This window comes from Escherichia sp. Lx600-2, assembly GCF_036662595.1.
Lineage (GTDB): Bacteria > Pseudomonadota > Gammaproteobacteria > Enterobacterales > Enterobacteriaceae > Escherichia > Escherichia coli.
This window is the reverse complement of sequence record NZ_JAYQWM010000019.1, coordinates 57449-76069: the sequence shown is the minus strand read 5'-3', so window position 1 is coordinate 76069 and position 18621 is coordinate 57449. Positions and strand designations below refer to the sequence as shown.

Below are 18621 nucleotides of genomic sequence, written 5' to 3'. Positions count from 1 at the left end.
CGTGTCAGTGGTGGCGCATTATAGGGAGTTATTCCGGCCTGACAAGAGGAAATTTAAAATAATTTTCCGACCGCGCAACATTCAACCAAATCAGCCTAAAACTGCCAGTTTTTCGAGCGTTTCGAAGCCGTAACGCTGTAAAACGGGCAATAATTGTTCAGCTTCTGGCGTCATTGCCATACAAAAGGCAATATTCGCATCGGCAGATTTTGCATCCGGGGCTTCATGTTCTAACAACCAAGCCGTTCGGCGAGCAATCGCTGCGCCAGAATCCACCAGCCGGGTTCCCTCTGGCAGCACTTGTAACAGTTCTTCTTGTAGTAGAGGGAAATGGGTGCAACCCAATACAACGGTATCTGGCGGCTCTTTCATTCTTAACCACGGGCGTAGGATACGTTTTAGTGCATCCAGAGAAACATCTTCGCCATGCAGCTTCGCTTCAGCCAACTCAACCATCTCTGCCGAGCCCAGCATTTCTATCTGGCATTCATTAGCGAAACGCGCGATCAGCTCATGAGTATAAGAACGTTTAACTGTTCCGCGGGTTGCCAGTAATCCGACAATGCCATTTGCCGTCAGACGTGCAGCAGGTTTAATCGCCGGCACGACACCAACAACCGGGAAGTCGAACTTTTCGCGTAATGCAGGAAGTGAAACGGTACTGGCAGTGTTGCAAGCGACCACAGCCAGCGCAAGGGGATAACGTTCTTGCACCGCGGTGACAATTGCCACCACTCGCTCAACAATAAACGCTTCGCTTTTTTCGCCATACGGGAAAGCGACGTTATCGAAAGCATAAATGTAATGGAGATCCGGTAAGAGATGCCGGATCTCGTCATAGACCGACAACCCACCGACGCCGGAGTCAAACACCAGCACGGTGGGACGTGGTTCAGAAGGTGTAGCTGCCAGACAAGGTGTATTCCCGTCCTGCAGTTTGGTAGCCATAGACTGTCTCATAATCTTTGTCGAACAGGTTGGCTATTTTACCACGAACTGTCAGGTGAGAGGTGACCGGATACGCAACCGCAAGATCCCACAAGCTCACACCGCCTAATTTAACTGTATGTGATGAGCCAGAGGTCTCGTCATAAGCGTTGTCGTATCGTTGACCTATATATTGGTAAGAAACGTCCCATTCGAAACCATAAGCTTGTCCAGTCAACTCGTACTTAACCTGCTGTTTTGCCCGACGGTACAGCACTTTATCTGTTTCATCATCGCGCGGGTCAACATATTGTAACGTCAAGCGATGTTCAACAGGACCGGTTGTAATATTTCCCGTCCATTCCAGCCCTTTAATCGTGGCTGATTTCACATTAATGTACTGGTTGACATTATTTATGCTTTTATAATCAATCAGGTTCTGAATTTCATAACGATATCCTGAGAGCCGCCAATCCAGAGTCCCAGTTACCCCCTCAATTCCAATCTCCCACTGTTTAGATTCTTCTGGCTTCAAATTTGGGTTGGCTGCAATACCAGGACCATAAATTGAAGCAAAGCGAGCAGCCCCGTATTGCTGTCCAAGAGAAGGCGAAAGAAAACTGGTACCGTAAGAAAGTGTTGCCTGGTAGCCATCAATAAACTCCCAGCCAGCAGCTGTCTGCCAGGTACCATGCCAGCCAAACTGTTCATCATGATCTTCTCGGCCAGAAGCTTCCAAAGTCACATTGGAAATCTGTTGCTGTCCAGTCAGGTATAACCCGGTGGTATCGCGTTCGTAATCATCTGATTTTGTAATGCTGCTGGACGTCAGTTTTTCCTGTTTCCAATCGATCCCGCCGCTAATTGCACCATGCCCTACCTCAATGCTATTACCCCACTGAATATAACGCTGTTCCATGTCATCCAGGGTGGCATCTCCCGCATAACGACCAAGATTATTTGTGTAGTTATAATTCTTGAGTCGTTGATAGTTAGCAATTAACTGAGACGAATAGATGCCGGAGTTATAGCGTAGGCCAGTATCCCAGGACTGGTTGTAATTCTGAGCTTCTTCGTTGCCAGTAGCAGAACCATACATCGAGCCCTGGTCGTAATCATTATTAGCTGTGTAGCTGTAACCACGGAAGAACCCCGAGAAGTTATCATTAAACTTATGCTGCAGCCCCCCCCAGAAAAGTTTGTTGCGATATCCATCGCGATCGCTATCACCACTGTATGGTGAGCCAGGCTGAATGTTAAAACCTTTGGTCGTCTGGTAAGCACCTGCTACTGTTACCATCGTATCGCCAAAACGTTTATTTATTACCCCATCATAGGCTTGATAACCATTTGTACCCATTCCTGCGTTGATCTGAGCTTTCTCATCATTACTCATTGTAATAATGTTCACCACACCTCCGATGGCACCAGAACCATAAACGGCAGAACGCGGCCCACGAATATATTCAACACGCTGTACAAGTGATACCGGGAACTGGCTAATATCAATTGCATTGTCGATACCGGCACGAGCCATCGGCACACCGTCAATCAACACTAAAACATGGCGCGATTCAGTGCCACGAACATAAAGAGAAGAACTCGTCCCCATTCCACCAGTTTGAGAGATATTTACACCGGGGAGATGACTCATAATATCGTTGAGGTCTTTCGACTGCCAGCGTTGAATATCCTCACGGGTAACAATATCAGTAGGTGCAAGGACAGTATTTACTGGCTGCTGAAAACGGTTAGCAGTAACGACGAGAGTATCCGGGCTGGTATCCTGTGCCCAAGCGGAAAAGGCTGTGACAGAACACGCCGTCAGCAGCGAAGCTTTTTTAATCATTGTAAAGCATCCACAATAGAAGAAGGATGCCGCAGGTTTCATCAATATTACGCGATGATGAGAACCAGATGCGACGTTGGCCGGCAGGTCTTCGGGCTTGGAGGGGTATCTAAGATACTAAGAGATGATGACTTCCCACCGAATGGCAGTGTCCGCATAACGCAATCATCGCACCTTTCCTTACCGCTGCGCGTCAGCTCCAGATTCGCACTGGATTCCCTATTAACTCACAGGACCGGCAAGTGGATGCTACAGGTTGTAACAAGTTACTGTCCAGACGTAGCTCACAAATAGGAATTCATCAAGATCTGGACATCTGATGAGCAATCCCTACAATCGCCGCGTACTTTAATTTTTCAGGATACATCATGACCCCCGAACACCTTCCAACAGAACAGTATGAAGCGCAGTTAGCCGAAAAAGTGGTACGTTTGCAAAGTATGATGGCACCGTTTTCTGACCTGGTTCCGGAAGTGTTTCGCTCGCCGGTCAGTCATTACCGGATGCGTGCGGAGTTCCGCATCTGGCACGATGGCGATGACCTGTATCACATCATTTTCGATCAACAAACCAAAAGCCGTATCCGCGTGGATAGCTTCCCCGCCGCCAGTGAACTCATCAACCAGTTGATGACGGCGATGATTGCGGGTGTGCGTAATAATCCCGTTCTGCGCCACAAGTTGTTCCAGATTGATTACCTCACCACGCTGAGTAACCAGGCGGTGGTTTCCCTGCTGTACCATAAAAAGCTGGATGATGAGTGGCGTCAGGAAGCGGAAGCCCTGCGCGATGCACTGCGAGCACAGAATCTGAATGTGCATCTGATTGGTCGGGCAACGAAAACCAAAATCGCGCTGGATCAAGATTACATCGACGAACGTCTGCCGGTCGCAGGGAAAGAGATGATCTACCGTCAGGTAGAAAACAGCTTTACCCAGCCGAACGCGGCGATGAATATTCAGATGCTGGAATGGGCGCTGGACGTAACCAAAGGCTCAAAAGGCGATTTACTGGAGCTGTACTGCGGCAACGGTAACTTCTCATTAGCCCTGGCGCGCAATTTTGATCGGGTATTAGCCACCGAAATCGCCAAGCCGTCAGTCGCTGCCGCGCAATACAATATTGCCGCTAACCATATTGATAACGTACAAATTATTCGTATGGCGGCAGAAGAATTTACTCAGGCGATGAATGGCGTGCGCGAGTTTAACCGCCTGCAAGGGATCGACTTAAAGAGTTATCAGTGCGAAACCATTTTTGTCGACCCACCGCGCAGCGGTCTGGACAGTGAAACCGAGAAAATGGTGCAGGCGTATCCACGTATTCTGTATATCTCCTGCAATCCGGAAACGTTATGCAAAAATCTGGAAACATTAAGCCAGACGCACAAGGTCGAACGTCTGGCTCTGTTTGATCAGTTCCCCTACACGCACCATATGGAGTGCGGCGTATTACTGACCGCGAAGTAAAACCCATGCCGGATGCGCCAGCATCCGGCATGATACCGATTACTCAGCAACTTCCTGCTTACGGTTACGCATCTTCGCGCCAATCCAGAACACCATAATGACGGAGAGTACTGCCGGGAAGAAGTTAGAGCCGATATCCGGATATTCCGCACGAACTACCGTGCTGTACAGCAGTACGCCGAGAATAAAACAGGCAGCTGCCAGACCCGGCAAGCCTACCGGCATAGTGCGATTAAGATAACGTTGATGCAGGCAGTAAACCGTCAGCACCAGGGAAATAATCGGGAATACAGAAAATGGCACAATGGAGCTAAACAGCGCTGCAAAAGTACCATTAATCGATAAGCCAGCAACCAACGCCAGCAGCAGCGTACCTCTATCTTGATTTGCTTGTTTCATTACTCGTCCTTCACATTTCCCGGAATAATTGCGGTTTTCTCTTGTTCACGGCGATACCAGTAATAAGCCCCTTTCGAAATCATTCGCAGTTGCAGTACCAGTCGCTCTTCTAATTGCCGACGTTGTTCGACGCCGACGTCCAACGCCTCGGCACCCGCACTGAAGACAATTGTCACCATTGCTTCGGCTTGCGCTTCAGTAAACGCACGCGGCATATGGTTTTCGAGTTCCAGATAGTCCGCAAGTTCCGCAATGAAGTGCTGAATTTCACGCGCAACGGCGGCACGAAACGCAGCGGAGGTGCCGGAGCGTTCCCGCAATAATAACCGGAAGGCGTTAGGATTATTACCGATGAACTCCATAAATGTGGAGACCGAGGTGCGGATCACACTCCCGCCTTTGGCGATACGCTGACGCGCCTGGCGCATGAGTTGGCGTAGCATTAAACCGCTCTCATCAACCATGGTCAGACCCAGTTCGTCTACGTCGCGGAAATGCCGATAAAAAGAGGTGGGAGCAATGCCCGCTTCACGCGCCACTTCACGCAAACTCAAGCTGGCGAAGCTGCGTTCAGCACTTAATTGGCTAAATGCGGCTTCCACCAGCGAACGGCGGGTTTTTTCTTTTTGTTGCGCTCTTACGCCCATCACGATGTCTGAATCCTTGCCAAAAGTACTGCTGGCACTATACCAGAGAATGAACATACTGGATTGCTCCAGTATTGTGAATGAACGGTAACGCAATAAAACATATTTACTGCAATTCTTTGGCCGGTTCTTTTACGTACAACAACGCCAACATCGACAGCAACGTGCCTCCACCCAGATACCACGCCGGAGCCGTCAAACTATCCAGCAACACGATGGATTGCGTAGCGAAATATTGAGCAAAACCGCCAAAGATTGCCACACCAATGCTATAAACCAGCGCAAAACCCAATGCCCGAATCCGTTTCGGCAACAGTTCAGAGATCAACAACATCACTGGCACACCGCCAAGCGTGGTAAAGCTGACCATCACGAAAACCACCGTCAGCAACATGCCAGGGCTTGGGTAATTCACCAACAGCCAGAATGACGGCCAGCTACAGATCAGCACCATCACACGGGAGATTAAAATCAGCTTTTTACGCCCGACCGAATCGCACAACATCCCCACCAGCAGCGCACCCACAAACGTAATAACGCCCGCCAGTAACATCGCTGCATGAGAATAGTTTTGGTTCATTCCTAAATACTTCGCCGCCCATGTACCGTAATAAAAGAGGGAGATATAGGTTGCGACTGTACTACCAATAGCGAGCAAGATACCGTTAGCGATAGTCGCTTTATGTTGCATAAGTAAGGAGAAGGCGCTTTCGCTGGCTGCGGCCTTCTTATTATGTGCTGGCTCAGGAACATCATTTTCCAGACTCAAACGCAACCAACAGCCGACAGGCGCTAATAACACGCCAATAAAAAACGGCACACGCCACCCCCATTCAGCCATGACGGTTTCTGAACCGGTCGCAAAGGGCAGCCATGCACTTAAACCTAAAGCGACAACACCTCCAAAAGTTGTTGCCAGGCCTTGAGTCGCCAGTGACCAACTGCTGTAAAAACCGCGACGATTTGCCGGAGCTGATTCAACCAACAAAGACATTGAGGCACCGACTTCGCCTCCTGCCGCAACGCCCTGAATTAGACGCGCTAGCACCAGCGTCGCGGTTCCCCAATAGCCCGCCGTTTCATACGTCGGTGCGATGCCGATCATCAGTGTACCAAGACTCATCAGCGCAATGGTGAACACCATCGCGGGTTTGCGTCCGAAACGATCGGCCCAGGCCCCCACAATAATGCCGCCGAGCGGGCGCATAAAAAAGCTCACGCCGAAAGTGGCAAACGCCAGCAGTAGCGCGACGTTTTTATCTGCACTGGGCGGAAAAAATAGCGTGCTGATATAGACCACAAAAAAGTTGTAAACGCCAAAATCAAAAAATTCGAGCGCATTGCCAAACGCCGAGGCAAAAATCACCCGCCTGCCGCTGGGCTTTTTCTTCACACTCACGGTTTCATTTACGATCGCCGTCATTCCATGTTCCTTGCCAAAAAGTGTTGTTGTGTGTTGTTTTATTTATTGCAGCCAGGCTTCTACCAGTGCGCCCCAGTAGCTGCTTGCCGGGACCAGACTTGCATCGTTGAAGTCGTAACCCGGGTTATGCACCATGCAGGAACCTTCCCCGACATCGCCATTACCGAATAACAGGAAACCGCCTTTGGGTTGAGCTTCCAGCATGAAAGAGAAATCTTCACTGCCCATCAGAGGCTTGATGCCAAACTCGGCCCGCTCTTCACCAAACGTTTTACACGCCACCTGCCAGGCGAAGCGCGCCATCTCCTCGTCATTCACTAATACCGGTGTACCGTTAACATGCGTAACCTCAGCCGTAGCACCAAAGCTGGCAGCCTGGGCTTGTGCCAGAGCAGGAATACGGGTCAGAAGAAGTTGTCGGGTATCGCGGCTAAGAGAGCGGACGCTGATTTTCATCTCAGCACTGTCAGGAATGACGTTAGCCGCCTCACCCGCAACAATGCTGCCGACGGTAATTACCGCCGCTTCCAGCGGATCGACATTGCGCGACACAATGCTTTGTAATGCGGTGGTGATATGTGCGGCAACCAGCACCGGATCGATGGCTTTGTGCGGGATCGCACCGTGTCCGCCACAACCACGAACCGTAATATGGAACTGATCCATTGACGCCATCAGTGCCCCTGGCTGGAAATAAAACTTACCCACCGGCAGACCGGGCATGTTATGCATGCCGAAAATGACATCGCAGGGGAAATGATCAAAAAGCCCCTCTTTAACCATGATCTCACCGCCATTAATCATCTCTTCCGCAGGCTGGAAGATAAGACGTAACGTGCCGTTAAAACGGCGGGTTTCGGCAAAATAACGCGCGGCCCCCAGCAGTATGGTGGTATGCCCGTCATGCCCGCAGGCGTGCATTAAACCAGGATGTTTACTGGCCCAGGGCTTGCCACTATTTTCATAAATCGGCAGCGCATCCATATCCGCCCGCAGGCCAATACTTTTCTCTCCGTCGCCCACTTTTAACGTGGCCACTATCCCCGTCGTCGCCAGTCCTTGCTCTACTTCATAGCCCCACTGACGCAGCTTTTCCGCAACCAAAGCACTGGTTTTAAATTCTTGTAATCCCAGCTCCGGGTTTTCGTGGATCTGATGGCGGATCTCACGCAGTTCTTCCTCAAACCCTCGAATATAGTGTTCGATCATCGGCTATTCCTTTATTCACTTATAAACAGGCTAATTAACGGATTTTATTGATGGTATAAATACAAATAACCCATCAATATAAAATATTTATATGTTTGTTTTATAAGAAGATTTCATAAAGACAATAACAAAAAAGCACGCTTCGGCAAGATAAAACTATCAGCCATAATAAAAAGCGATTAATAGTGAATAAATGGGTTAAGAAGGAGGCAGACAAAGCAAAGGCCGCTCACGCTATAGCCAGATTAATGACGGGGATCAATTGGCTTACCCGCGATAAAATGTTACCATTCTGTTGCTTTTATGTATAAGAACAGGTAAGCCCTACCATGCCACATTCCTACGATTACGATGCCATAGTAATAGGTTCCGGCCCCGGCGGCGAAGGCGCTGCAATGGGCCTGGTTAAGCAAGGTGCGCGCGTCGCAGTTATCGAGCGTTATCAAAATGTTGGCGGCGGTTGCACCCACTGGGGCACCATCCCGTCGAAAGCTCTCCGTCACGCCGTCAGCCGCATTATAGAATTCAATCAAAACCCACTATACAGCGACCATTCCCGACTGCTCCGCTCTTCTTTTGCCGATATCCTTAACCATGCCGATAACGTGATTAATCAACAAACGCGCATGCGTCAGGGATTTTACGAACGTAATCACTGTGAAATATTGCAGGGGAACGCTCGCTTTGTTGACGAGCATACGTTGGCGCTGGATTGCCCGGACGGCAGCGTTGAAACACTAACCGCTGAAAAATTTGTTATTGCCTGCGGCTCTCGTCCATATCATCCAACAGATGTTGATTTCACCCATCCACGCATTTACGACAGCGACTCAATTCTCAGCATGCACCACGAACCGCGCCATGTACTTATCTATGGTGCTGGAGTGATCGGCTGTGAATATGCGTCGATCTTCCGCGGTATGGATGTAAAAGTGGATCTGATCAACACCCGCGATCGCCTGCTGGCATTTCTCGATCAAGAGATGTCAGATTCTCTCTCCTATCACTTCTGGAACAGTGGCGTAGTGATTCGTCACAACGAAGAGTACGAGAAGATCGAAGGCTGTGACGACGGTGTAATCATGCATCTGAAGTCGGGTAAAAAACTGAAAGCCGACTGTCTGCTCTATGCCAACGGCCGCACCGGTAATACCGATTCGCTGGCATTACAGAACATTGGGCTGGAAACTGACAGTCGCGGACAGCTGAAGGTCAACAGCATGTATCAGACCGCACAGCCGCACGTTTACGCGGTGGGCGACGTGATTGGTTATCCGAGCCTGGCATCAGCGGCCTATGACCAGGGGCGCATTGCCGCGCAGGCGCTGGTAAAAGGCGAAGCCACCGCGCATCTGATTGAAGATATCCCTACCGGCATTTACACCATCCCGGAAATCAGCTCTGTGGGCAAAACCGAACAGCAGCTGACCGCGATGAAAGTGCCATATGAAGTGGGCCGCGCCCAGTTCAAACATCTGGCACGTGCACAAATCGTCGGCATGAACGTGGGCACGCTGAAAATTTTGTTCCATCGGGAAACAAAAGAGATTCTGGGCATTCACTGCTTTGGCGAGCGCGCTGCCGAAATTATTCATATCGGTCAGGCGATTATGGAACAGAAAGGTGGCGGCAACACTATTGAGTACTTCGTCAACACCACCTTTAACTACCCGACGATGGCGGAAGCCTATCGGGTAGCTGCGTTAAACGGTTTAAACCGCCTGTTTTAACACTTTATCGAAATGGCCATCCATTCTTGCGCGGATGGCCTCTGCCAGCTGCTCATAGCGGCTGCGCAGCGGTGAGCCAGGACGATAAACCAGGCCAATAGTGCGGCGTGGTTCCGGCTTAATGCACGGCAGATAAACAACCCCATCGCGTTTGCGCTCCGGCGGCACAGCCAGCGCAGGCAGTAAAGTGATCCCGCTACCTGCTGCCACCATGTTGCGCAGAGTTTCCAGGCTGGTCGCGCGGAAGTGTGTATCTTCATCCGCCCCGGCTTCAAAACAGAAACCCATTGCCTGATCGCGCAAACAGTGACCATCTTCCAGCATCAGCAGTTTTTCCCCTGCCAGATCGGCCATCGGTACGCATTCGCGGTTCGCCCACGGGTGATCTTCATAGATAGCCAGCAACATTGGCTCATCAAACAACGGCACTTCAATGAATGCTTCGCTCTCTTTCACCAGCGCGAGGATCACGCAATCGAGTTTGCCACTGTCCAGTTGCGCCAGTAACTGGTGGGTCTGTGCTTCATGCAGATACATTTCCAGCTTTGGAAAGGTCTGGTGCAGCATCGGGATAATATGCGGTAGCAGGTACGGTCCAACCGTGGGAATCAAACCAATATGCAGCGGTCCGGACATCGTCTCGCCCTGCTGGCTTGCCATCTCTTTAAGGACTTTCACCTCACGCAGCACGGTACGCGCCTGATCCACCAGCAGCATTCCCGCCTGGGTGAACAACACTTTACGGCTGGTCCGCTCCAGCAACATCACGCCCAGCTCATCTTCCAGCTTACGAATTTGCCCGCTAAGCGTCGGCTGGCTAACGTGGCAGGAATCTGCCGCACGCCGAAAATGGCGGTGTTCAGCCAATGCCACCAGGTACTCAAGATCACGAATATTCATTATCCATCCTCCATCGCCACGATAGTTCATGGCGATAGGTAGAATAGCAATGAACGATTATCCCTATCAAGCATTCTGACTGATAATTGCTCACAGAAACGGAGCGGCACCTCTTTTAACCCTTGAAGTCACTGCCCGTTTCGAGAGTTTCTCAACTCGAATAACTAAAGCCAACGTGAACTTTTGCGGATCTCCAGGATCCGCTTTTTTTTTGCCATAAAAAAGCCCGGCGATAAGCCAGGCTCAAATTTGTACATATAAATGTTCTTACCCCAACCGCGCCTGCGCAAAAGCAATCGCCTGGGCCACCTGCTGCGGTGAGACGCCGCCTTTTGCCGCACGCTTGTCGAGGCACGATTGCAGCGACAAAATCGGATAGACATCTTCGCCAATCACCGGGCTGAATTTCTGCAACTCGTCGAGCGGCAGATCTTCCAGCGGTTTGCCCTGACGAATGGCTTCCACCACCGCTTCACCCACGATATGGTGCGCCTCGCGGAAAGGTACGCCTTTCGCCACCAGGTAATCCGCCAGTTCGGTGGCGTTGGCGTAACCCTGCTGAGCCGCTTCCTGGCAACGTGGACGTTTCACCTGAATACCGTCCAGCACCAGCGCCGCCATATGCAGGCAGTCCAGCCAGGTATCGAGCGCGTCGAACAGACCTTCTTTGTCTTCCTGCATATCTTTGTTGTAAGCCAGCGGCAAACCTTTCAGCGTCATCATCATGCCGGTTAACGCGCCCTGCACCCGACCGCATTTACCGCGAATCAGCTCCAGCGCATCCGGGTTTTTCTTCTGCGGCATTAATGATGAACCGGAAGTCACGCGGTCAGAAAGCTCGACAAACCCCGCTTCGCCGGTGTTAAAGAAAATCAGATCTTCAGCAAAACGCGAAAGATGCACCATGCCGATTGCGGCAGCCGACAGCAGTTCCAGCACGTGGTCACGGTCAGAAACGCTGTCGAGACTGTTACGGGTCGCCGAAGCAAAGCCCAGCCAGCCTGCTAACTGTTCACGGTCGATTTCATAGGCCGTTCCCGCCAGCGCGCCACAGCCTAATGGGCTGACATCCAGACGCTTAAGCGCATCCTGCAAACGGCTTTCATCACGCGCTAGCATCTCAACATAGGCCAGGCACCAGTGCGCGAACGTCACCGGCTGGGCGCGTTGCAGGTGAGTGTAACCTGGCATGACCGCGTCCTGATTGTTTTGTGCGGTTTCCACCAGCGCCGATTGCAGCTGTCGGTTAGCCGTCAGTAACTCGCTAACGGTATCTTTGCACCACAGTTTCAGGTCAGTCGCTACCTGATCGTTACGACTACGCCCGGTATGCAGCTTTTTGCCTAACTGGCCCACTTTGTCGATCAGTTTCCCTTCCACCCAGCTATGGATATCTTCGGCGTCGCTTTCAAGGATTTGTTGTGGCCTGGCGCGAACATCTTCCAGCAGCACGTTCAGCGCCTCTTCCAGTTGCGCCTGCTCTTCTGCGGTTAACACGCCGACCGTTACCAGGGCTTTGGACCAGGCCACAGAGCCAACAATATCCTGCTCCGCCAGACGGTAATCAAAGCGCAGTGAGTCGTTGAATTGTTTGAACCGTTGATCTGCTGCCTGGGTAAAACGCCCGCCCCAAAGTGCCATAACTCTGTTTCCTTATTTTGAAATTCAATGCCGGAAAGCTGCGCCTCCGGCCAACAAAACTTAAGCTAAAATCCGCGTACCCATCGGCATACCGTTAAACAGTGCCGGAAGCTGCTCCGCATGACGCCAGGAGGCGATATCCACAGGGCGGCCCAGCGTGCGCGCAGCATCCAGCGCCGCGTTCACTTTCACTATCATGCCGTCAGTAATAATGCCCTGCTCAATCAGTTGTTCTGCTTTCGCGGCGGTCATTTCGGTAATGCGTTGCCCTTTGCCGTCGAGAATGCCACTGACGTCGGAGAGCAAAATCAGATCCGCGCCCAGCGTTGCCGCCAGCGCTGTTGCCGCCTGGTCGGCATTGACGTTCATCAGTTGCCCTTCGTCTGTTACGCCAATGGAGCTGACCACCGGCAGATAACCGTTCTCCAGCAAGGTGTTGATAAGCTTAGGCGAACCTGGCTGCGCCAGTCCAACATGGCCTAACTCTTCATCAAGCTGGGTCACTTTGACGCTGTCGCCGTCACCGAGAAACAAACCTACGGCCGCAATCTGATGTTTCTTCGCCCATGCCAACAGGGTTTTATTTGCCGTTCCCGCCAGTGCTCCGGTGATAATGTCAATCTGATCAGCAGGCGTTACCCGCAGGCCGTTTTTCTTTTTCACCGGCAGATTCAGTCCTTTCATCAGCTCATCCACCACGCAACCGCCGCCGTGGACAATCACCAGCGGACGCTGATGTGACTCACGATAATTCACCAGTGCGCTAAACAGACGTTCCAGCGCCTCTTCACTATCCAGCAGTACGCCACCCAGTTTGATAATTAATGGATTCATCATTGCACCCTTAAATAAGAGACTGCGTTTCCGCATAGCCGAAACGAATATTGGCGCACTGTACCGCTTGTGCCGTCGCGCCTTTCAGTAAGTTGTCTTCGGTCGCCACAATAATCAGATGTTCGCCCTGAACGGCAAACCCGATATCGCAAAATGGCAGCCCAACAACATTTTTCAGCGCCGGAACGCCTTTGTCATACAGCCGCACCAGCGGTTTATGGGCATACGCCTGCTGTAACGCTTGCGCCACTTGCGCCTGGGTCACACCCGGTTTCAGGCGGCAGGTAATGGTTTCGAGAATGCCGCGCGGGAAATTGCCCAGATGCGGGGTGAAGATAACGTCAGCACCGAGGTGTGTGGCGATCTCTGGTTGATGGCGATGGGTAAAGACGCCATACGGTTGCAGGCTAACTTCACAAAAACTATTTGAAATCGCTGCCTTACGTCCTGCACCGCTCACGCCGCTGGTGGCGTTGATCACCGGCCACTGATTGAGGTCAAGAAGATCGGCATCAATCAACGGTTTCAGCGCCAACTGTGCTGCCGTCGGATAACAGCCTGGCACCGCAATCAAATTCGCTTCTTTTAATTTATTACCGCACCACTCCGCCAGACCGTAGGCTGCCTGTTCCAGCAGTTCCGGGTATTGATGGGTAAAGCCGTAATATTTTTCATAGAAGGTGGCGTCGTTAACACGAAACGCGCCGGAAAGGTCGAACACCACGCAGCCCGCTTCAAGAAACTGCGGCGCTAAATCGTGACTAACTTCATGGGCGGTGGCGAGAAACACCACGTCCACCCCTGGGCTAAACTCGCTGATATCCGACATCGGCTGCAACGGCAGATCAACGATGCCTTTTAGCTGCGGATGCAAATCGGAGATTAACTTTCCCGCATCATTGCTTTGCGCTGAAACAGTCAAAGCGGTTATGTTCATATGCGGATGGCGATTTACATAGGTCACTAGCTCTGCGCCAGCGTAGCCGCTGGCACCCACAATCAGCGTATTCAACATCGGGGCTATTCACCTTCTTATGTCTGGTTGCCAGGTTAAACGTAAAACATTCACCTTACGGCTGGTGGGTTTTATTACGCTCAACGTTAGTGTATTTTTATTCATAAATAGTGCATGAATATTGATACTATCATGACCAGAGGTGTGTCAACAATGAAAAACAAATTACCGCCATTTATCGAGATTTACCGTGCTCTGATTGCCACACCTTCAATAAGCGCCACGGAAGAGGCACTCGATCAAAGCAATGCAGATTTAATCACTCTGCTGGCGGACTGGTTTAAAAATTTAGGCTTCAATGTGGAAGTGCAGCCTGTGCCAGGAACTCGCAACAAATTCAATATGCTGGCAAGTACCGGACAGGGGGCTGGCGGCTTGTTGCTGGCGGGGCATACCGATACGGTGCCATTTGATGACGGTCGCTGGACGCGCGATCCGTTTACACTGACGGAGCATGACGGCAAGCTTTACGGCTTAGGCACCGCCGACATGAAAGGCTTTTTTGCATTTATCCTTGATGCGCTACGCGATGTCGACGTCACGAAACTGAAAAAACCGCTCTACATTCTGGCGACTGCTGATGAAGAAACCAGTATGGCCGGAGCGCGTTATTTTGCCGAAACTACTGCCCTGCGCCCGGATTGCGCCATCATTGGCGAACCGACGTCACTACAACCGGTACGCGCACATAAAGGTCATATCTCTAACGCCATCCGTATTCAGGGCCAGTCGGGGCACTCCAGCGATCCAGCACGCGGAGTTAACGCTATCGAACTAATGCACGACGCTATCGGGCATATTTTGCAATTGCGCGATAACCTGAAAGAACGTTATCACTACGACGCGTTTACCGTGCCATACCCTACGCTCAACCTCGGGCATATTCACGGTGGCGACGCTTCTAACCGTATTTGCGCTTGCTGTGAGTTGCATATGGATATTCGTCCGCTGCCTGGCATGACACTCAATGAACTTAATGGTTTGCTCAACGATGCATTGGCTCCGGTGAGCGAACGCTGGCCGGGTCGTCTGACGGTCGACGAGCTGCATCCGCCGATCCCTGGCTATGAATGCCCACCGAATCATCAACTGGTTGAAGTGGTTGAGAAATTGCTCGGAGCAAAGACCGAAGTGGTGAATTACTGTACCGAAGCGCCGTTTATTCAAACGTTATGCCCGACGCTGGTTCTGGGGCCGGGTTCAATCAATCAAGCCCATCAGCCTGATGAATATCTGGAGACGAGGTTTATCAAGCCCACCCGCGAACTGATCACCCAGGTGATTCACCATTTTTGCTGGCATTAAAACGTAGGCCGGATAAGGCGCTCGCGCCGCATCCGGCACTGTTGTCAAACTCCAGTGCCGCAATAATGTCGGATGCGATGCTTGCGCATCTTATCCGACCTACAGTGACTCAAACGATGCCCAACCGTAGGCCGGATAAGGCGCTCGCGCCGCATCCGGCACTGTTGCCAAACTCCAGTGCCGCAATAATGTCGGATGCGATGCTTGCGCATCTTATCCGACCTACACCTTTGGTGTTAATTGAGGCGATTTTTTAACATTCCCATAAGTTACGCTTATTTAAAGCGTCGTGAATTTAATGACGTAAATTCCTGCTATTTATTCGTTTGCTGAAGCGATTTCGCAGCATTTGACGTCACCGCTTTTACGTGGCTTTATAAAAGACGACGAAAAGCAAAGCCCGAGCATATTCGCGCCAATGCGACGTGAAGGATACAGGGCTATCAAACGATAAGATGGGGTGTCTGGGGTAATATGAACGAACAATATTCCGCATTGCGTAGTAATGTCAGTATGCTCGGCAAAGTGCTGGGAGAAACCATCAAGGATGCGTTGGGAGAACACATTCTTGAACGCGTAGAAACTATCCGTAAGTTGTCGAAATCTTCACGCGCTGGCAATGATGCTAACCGCCAGGAGTTGCTCACCACCTTACAAAATTTGTCGAACGACGAGCTGCTGCCCGTTGCGCGTGCGTTTAGTCAGTTCCTGAACCTGGCCAACACCGCCGAGCAATACCACAGCATTTCGCCGAAAGGCGAAGCTGCCAGCAACCCGGAAGTGATCGCCCGCACCCTGCGCAAACTGAAAAACCAGCCGGAACTGAGCGAAGACACCATCAAAAAAGCAGTGGAATCGCTGTCGCTGGAACTGGTCCTCACGGCTCACCCAACCGAAATTACCCGTCGTACACTGATCCACAAAATGGTGGAAGTGAACGCCTGCTTAAAACAGCTCGATAACAAAGATATCGCTGACTACGAACACAACCAGCTGATGCGTCGCCTGCGCCAGTTGATCGCCCAGTCATGGCATACCGATGAAATCCGTAAGCTGCGTCCAAGCCCGGTAGATGAAGCCAAATGGGGCTTTGCCGTAGTAGAAAACAGCCTGTGGCAAGGCGTACCGAATTACCTGCGCGAACTGAACGAACAACTGGAAGAGAACCTCGGCTACAAACTGCCCGTCGAATTTGTTCCGGTACGTTTTACCTCGTGGATGGGCGGTGACCGCGACGGCAACCCGAACGTCACTGCCGATATCACCCGCCACGTCCTGCTGCTCAGCCGTTGGAAAGCCACCGATCTGTTCCTGAAAGATATTCAGGTGCTGGTTTCTGAACTGTCGATGGTTGAAGCGACCCCTGAACTGCTGGCGCTGGTTGGCGAAGAAGGTGCCGCAGAACCGTATCGCTATCTGATGAAAAACCTGCGTTCTCGCCTGATGGCGACACAGGCATGGCTGGAAGCGCGCCTGAAAGGCGAAGAACTGCCAAAACCAGAAGGCCTGCTGACACAAAACGAAGAACTGTGGGAACCGCTCTACGCTTGCTACCAGTCACTTCAGGCGTGTGGCATGGGTATTATCGCCAACGGCGATCTGCTCGACACCCTGCGCCGCGTGAAATGTTTCGGCGTACCGCTGGTCCGTATTGATATCCGTCAGGAGAGCACGCGTCATACCGAAGCGCTGGGCGAGCTGACCCGCTACCTCGGTATCGGCGACTACGAAAGCTGGTCAGAGGCCGACAAACAGGCGTTCCTGATCCGCGAACTGAACTCCAAACGTCCGCTTCTGCCGCGCAACTGGCAACCAAGCGCCGAAACGCGCGAAGTGCTCGATACCTGCCAGGTGATTGCCGAAGCACCGCAAGGCTCCATTGCCGCCTACGTGATCTCGATGGCGAAAACGCCGTCCGATGTGCTGGCTGTCCACCTGCTGCTGAAAGAAGCGGGTATCGGGTTTGCGATGCCGGTTGCTCCGCTGTTTGAAACTCTCGATGACCTGAACAACGCCAACGATGTCATGACTCAGTTGCTGAATATCGACTGGTATCGCGGCCTGATTCAGGGCAAACAGATGGTGATGATTGGCTATTCCGACTCAGCAAAAGATGCGGGCGTGATGGCAGCGTCCTGGGCGCAATATCAGGCACAGGATGCATTAATCAAAACCTGCGAAAAAGCGGGTATTGAGCTGACGTTGTTCCACGGTCGCGGCGGTTCCATTGGTCGCGGCGGCGCACCTGCTCATGCGGCGCTGCTGTCACAACCGCCAGGAAGCCTGAAAGGTGGCCTGCGCGTGACTGAACAGGGCGAGATGATCCGCTTTAAATATGGTCTGCCAGAAATCACCGTCAGCAGCCTGTCGCTTTACACCGGGGCGATTCTGGAAGCCAACCTGCTGCCACCACCTGAGCCGAAAGAGAGCTGGCGTCGCATTATGGATGAACTATCAGTCATCTCCTGCGATCTCTACCGTGGCTACGTACGTGAAAACAAAGATTTTGTGCCTTACTTCCGCTCCGCTACGCCGGAACAGGAACTGGGCAAACTGCCGTTGGGTTCACGTCCGGCGAAACGTCGCCCAACCGGCGGCGTCGAGTCACTACGCGCCATTCCGTGGATCTTCGCCTGGACGCAAAACCGTCTGATGCTCCCCGCCTGGCTGGGTGCAGGTACGGCGCTGCAAAAAGTGGTCGAAGATGGCAAACAGAGCGAGCTGGAGGCTATGTGCCGCGATTGGCCATTCTTCTCGACGCGTCTCGGCATGCTGGAGATGGTCTTCGCCAAAGCAGACCTGTGGCTGGCGGAATACTATGACCAACGCTTGGTAGACAAAGCACTGTGGCCGTTAGGTAAAGAGTTACGCAATCTGCAAGAAGAAGACATCAAAGTGGTGCTGGCGATTGCCAACGATTCCCATCTGATGGCCGATCTGCCGTGGATTGCAGAGTCTATTCAGCTACGGAATATTTACACCGACCCGCTGAACGTATTGCAAGCCGAGTTGCTGCACCGCTCCCGCCAGGCAGAAAAAGAAGGCCAGGAACCGGATCCTCGCGTCGAGCAGGCGTTAATGGTCACTATTGCCGGGATTGCGGCAGGTATGCGTAATACCGGCTAATCTTCCTCTCCTGCAAACCCTCGTGCTTTTGCGCGAGGGTTTTCTGAAATACTTCTGTTCTAACACCCTCGTTTTCAATATATTTCTGTCTGCATTTTATTCAAATTCTGGATATCCCTTCAGATATCCTTAAGGAATTGTCGGTAC

At 51.7% G+C, this 18621-nt stretch carries 14 protein-coding genes and 1 riboswitch; of the genes, 4 read left to right on the top strand and 10 right to left on the bottom strand.

What is annotated here, in order from left to right; genetic code table 11:
• Positions 1-90: 90 nt before the first annotated feature.
• Together murI and btuB are read right to left on the bottom strand one after the other, a co-directional pair.
• Entirely contained in the window at positions 91-948 is an 858-nt protein-coding gene (murI, locus tag OQV04_RS09750; protein ID WP_000201819.1) for a glutamate racemase, read from the bottom strand.
• Positions 893-2776: a TonB-dependent vitamin B12 receptor BtuB gene (gene btuB / locus OQV04_RS09745; protein WP_032281970.1), complete on the bottom strand. Its 1884-nt coding sequence runs from the start codon at positions 2774-2776 to the stop codon at positions 893-895. Before btuB ends, murI begins: the two co-directional genes overlap by 56 nt.
• 65 nt (positions 2777-2841) lie before the next feature.
• Positions 2842-3031, bottom strand: a riboswitch (cobalamin riboswitch).
• Positions 3032-3144: 113 nt separating this feature from the next.
• Here btuB and trmA point away from each other — a divergent pair.
• Complete coding sequence (gene trmA / locus OQV04_RS09740; RefSeq protein ID WP_000187008.1) at positions 3145-4245, top strand: tRNA (uridine(54)-C5)-methyltransferase TrmA; 1101 nt, start codon at positions 3145-3147, stop codon at positions 4243-4245.
• Between the two features lie 39 nt (positions 4246-4284).
• On the opposite strand, the gene OQV04_RS09735 is transcribed toward trmA, so the two are convergent.
• From OQV04_RS09735 to OQV04_RS09720, 4 genes are all read right to left on the bottom strand, one after another.
• Positions 4285-4644 carry a YijD family membrane protein gene (locus tag OQV04_RS09735; RefSeq protein ID WP_000806411.1) on the bottom strand — a complete coding sequence of 120 codons (360 nt, stop codon included), beginning with the start codon at positions 4642-4644 and terminating at the stop codon, positions 4285-4287.
• Positions 4644-5294 (bottom strand): HTH-type transcriptional repressor FabR, encoded by a 651-nt coding sequence (fabR, locus tag OQV04_RS09730; RefSeq protein ID WP_001309117.1) that lies wholly within the window; start codon positions 5292-5294, stop codon positions 4644-4646. The genes OQV04_RS09735 and fabR overlap by 1 nt, the downstream gene beginning before the upstream one ends.
• 103 nt (positions 5295-5397) lie before the next feature.
• Entirely contained in the window at positions 5398-6714 is a 1317-nt protein-coding gene (locus OQV04_RS09725) for a citrate-proton symporter (protein ID WP_000125471.1), read from the bottom strand.
• A gap of 42 nt (positions 6715-6756) precedes the next feature.
• Positions 6757-7923 (bottom strand): M20 aminoacylase family protein, encoded by a 1167-nt coding sequence (locus OQV04_RS09720; RefSeq protein ID WP_000569561.1) that lies wholly within the window; start codon positions 7921-7923, stop codon positions 6757-6759.
• Positions 7924-8252: 329 nt separating this feature from the next.
• On the opposite strand from OQV04_RS09720, the gene sthA reads away from it, so the two are divergent.
• Complete coding sequence (gene sthA / locus OQV04_RS09715; protein WP_001120810.1) at positions 8253-9653, top strand: Si-specific NAD(P)(+) transhydrogenase; 1401 nt, start codon at positions 8253-8255, stop codon at positions 9651-9653.
• Here sthA and oxyR read toward each other — a convergent pair.
• From oxyR to argC, 4 genes are all read right to left on the bottom strand, one after another.
• A complete protein-coding gene (oxyR, locus tag OQV04_RS09710; protein WP_001025939.1) occupies positions 9636-10553 on the bottom strand; it encodes a DNA-binding transcriptional regulator OxyR in 918 nt (305 codons plus the stop codon). The genes sthA and oxyR overlap by 18 nt on opposite strands.
• Positions 10554-10820: 267 nt before the next feature.
• Complete coding sequence (argH, locus tag OQV04_RS09705; RefSeq protein ID WP_001230083.1) at positions 10821-12194, bottom strand: argininosuccinate lyase; 1374 nt, start codon at positions 12192-12194, stop codon at positions 10821-10823.
• A 60-nt stretch (positions 12195-12254) separates the two neighbouring features.
• On the bottom strand, positions 12255-13031 hold the full coding sequence (argB, locus tag OQV04_RS09700) for an acetylglutamate kinase (protein ID WP_077757435.1): 777 nt from the start codon (positions 13029-13031) through the stop codon (positions 12255-12257).
• A 7-nt stretch (positions 13032-13038) separates the two neighbouring features.
• Positions 13039-14043 (bottom strand): N-acetyl-gamma-glutamyl-phosphate reductase, encoded by a 1005-nt coding sequence (gene argC / locus OQV04_RS09695; RefSeq protein WP_032281968.1) that lies wholly within the window; start codon positions 14041-14043, stop codon positions 13039-13041.
• A 153-nt stretch (positions 14044-14196) separates the two neighbouring features.
• On the opposite strand from argC, the gene argE reads away from it, so the two are divergent.
• Positions 14197-15348, top strand: coding sequence for an acetylornithine deacetylase (gene argE, locus OQV04_RS09690; protein WP_032281967.1), 1152 nt, complete (start codon positions 14197-14199; stop codon positions 15346-15348).
• 474 nt (positions 15349-15822) lie between these two features.
• The gene (ppc, locus tag OQV04_RS09685; RefSeq protein WP_001005579.1) at positions 15823-18474 is read left to right on the top strand and encodes a phosphoenolpyruvate carboxylase; all 2652 of its coding nucleotides are present in this window, start codon (positions 15823-15825) and stop codon (positions 18472-18474) included.
• The last annotated feature ends 147 nt before the right edge of the window (positions 18475-18621 follow it).

What these genes read in the sequence shown, in the direction of transcription:
- sthA (WP_001120810.1), top strand. Translation starts at nt 8,253, where the DNA reads ATGCCACATTCCTACGATTACGATGCCATAGTAATAGGTTCCGGCCCC.
- argE (WP_032281967.1), top strand. Translation starts at nt 14,197, where the DNA reads ATGAAAAACAAATTACCGCCATTTATCGAGATTTACCGTGCTCTGATT.
- OQV04_RS09725 (WP_000125471.1), bottom strand. Translation starts at nt 6,714, where the DNA reads ATGACGGCGATCGTAAATGAAACCGTGAGTGTGAAGAAAAAGCCCAGC.
- murI (WP_000201819.1), bottom strand. Translation starts at nt 948, where the DNA reads ATGGCTACCAAACTGCAGGACGGGAATACACCTTGTCTGGCAGCTACA.
- trmA (WP_000187008.1), top strand. Translation starts at nt 3,145, where the DNA reads ATGACCCCCGAACACCTTCCAACAGAACAGTATGAAGCGCAGTTAGCC.
- oxyR (WP_001025939.1), bottom strand. Translation starts at nt 10,553, where the DNA reads ATGAATATTCGTGATCTTGAGTACCTGGTGGCATTGGCTGAACACCGC.
- btuB (WP_032281970.1), bottom strand. Translation starts at nt 2,776, where the DNA reads ATGATTAAAAAAGCTTCGCTGCTGACGGCGTGTTCTGTCACAGCCTTT.
- argC (WP_032281968.1), bottom strand. Translation starts at nt 14,043, where the DNA reads ATGTTGAATACGCTGATTGTGGGTGCCAGCGGCTACGCTGGCGCAGAG.
- argB (WP_077757435.1), bottom strand. Translation starts at nt 13,031, where the DNA reads ATGATGAATCCATTAATTATCAAACTGGGTGGCGTACTGCTGGATAGT.
- ppc (WP_001005579.1), top strand. Translation starts at nt 15,823, where the DNA reads ATGAACGAACAATATTCCGCATTGCGTAGTAATGTCAGTATGCTCGGC.
- argH (WP_001230083.1), bottom strand. Translation starts at nt 12,194, where the DNA reads ATGGCACTTTGGGGCGGGCGTTTTACCCAGGCAGCAGATCAACGGTTC.
- OQV04_RS09720 (WP_000569561.1), bottom strand. Translation starts at nt 7,923, where the DNA reads ATGATCGAACACTATATTCGAGGGTTTGAGGAAGAACTGCGTGAGATC.
- OQV04_RS09735 (WP_000806411.1), bottom strand. Translation starts at nt 4,644, where the DNA reads ATGAAACAAGCAAATCAAGATAGAGGTACGCTGCTGCTGGCGTTGGTT.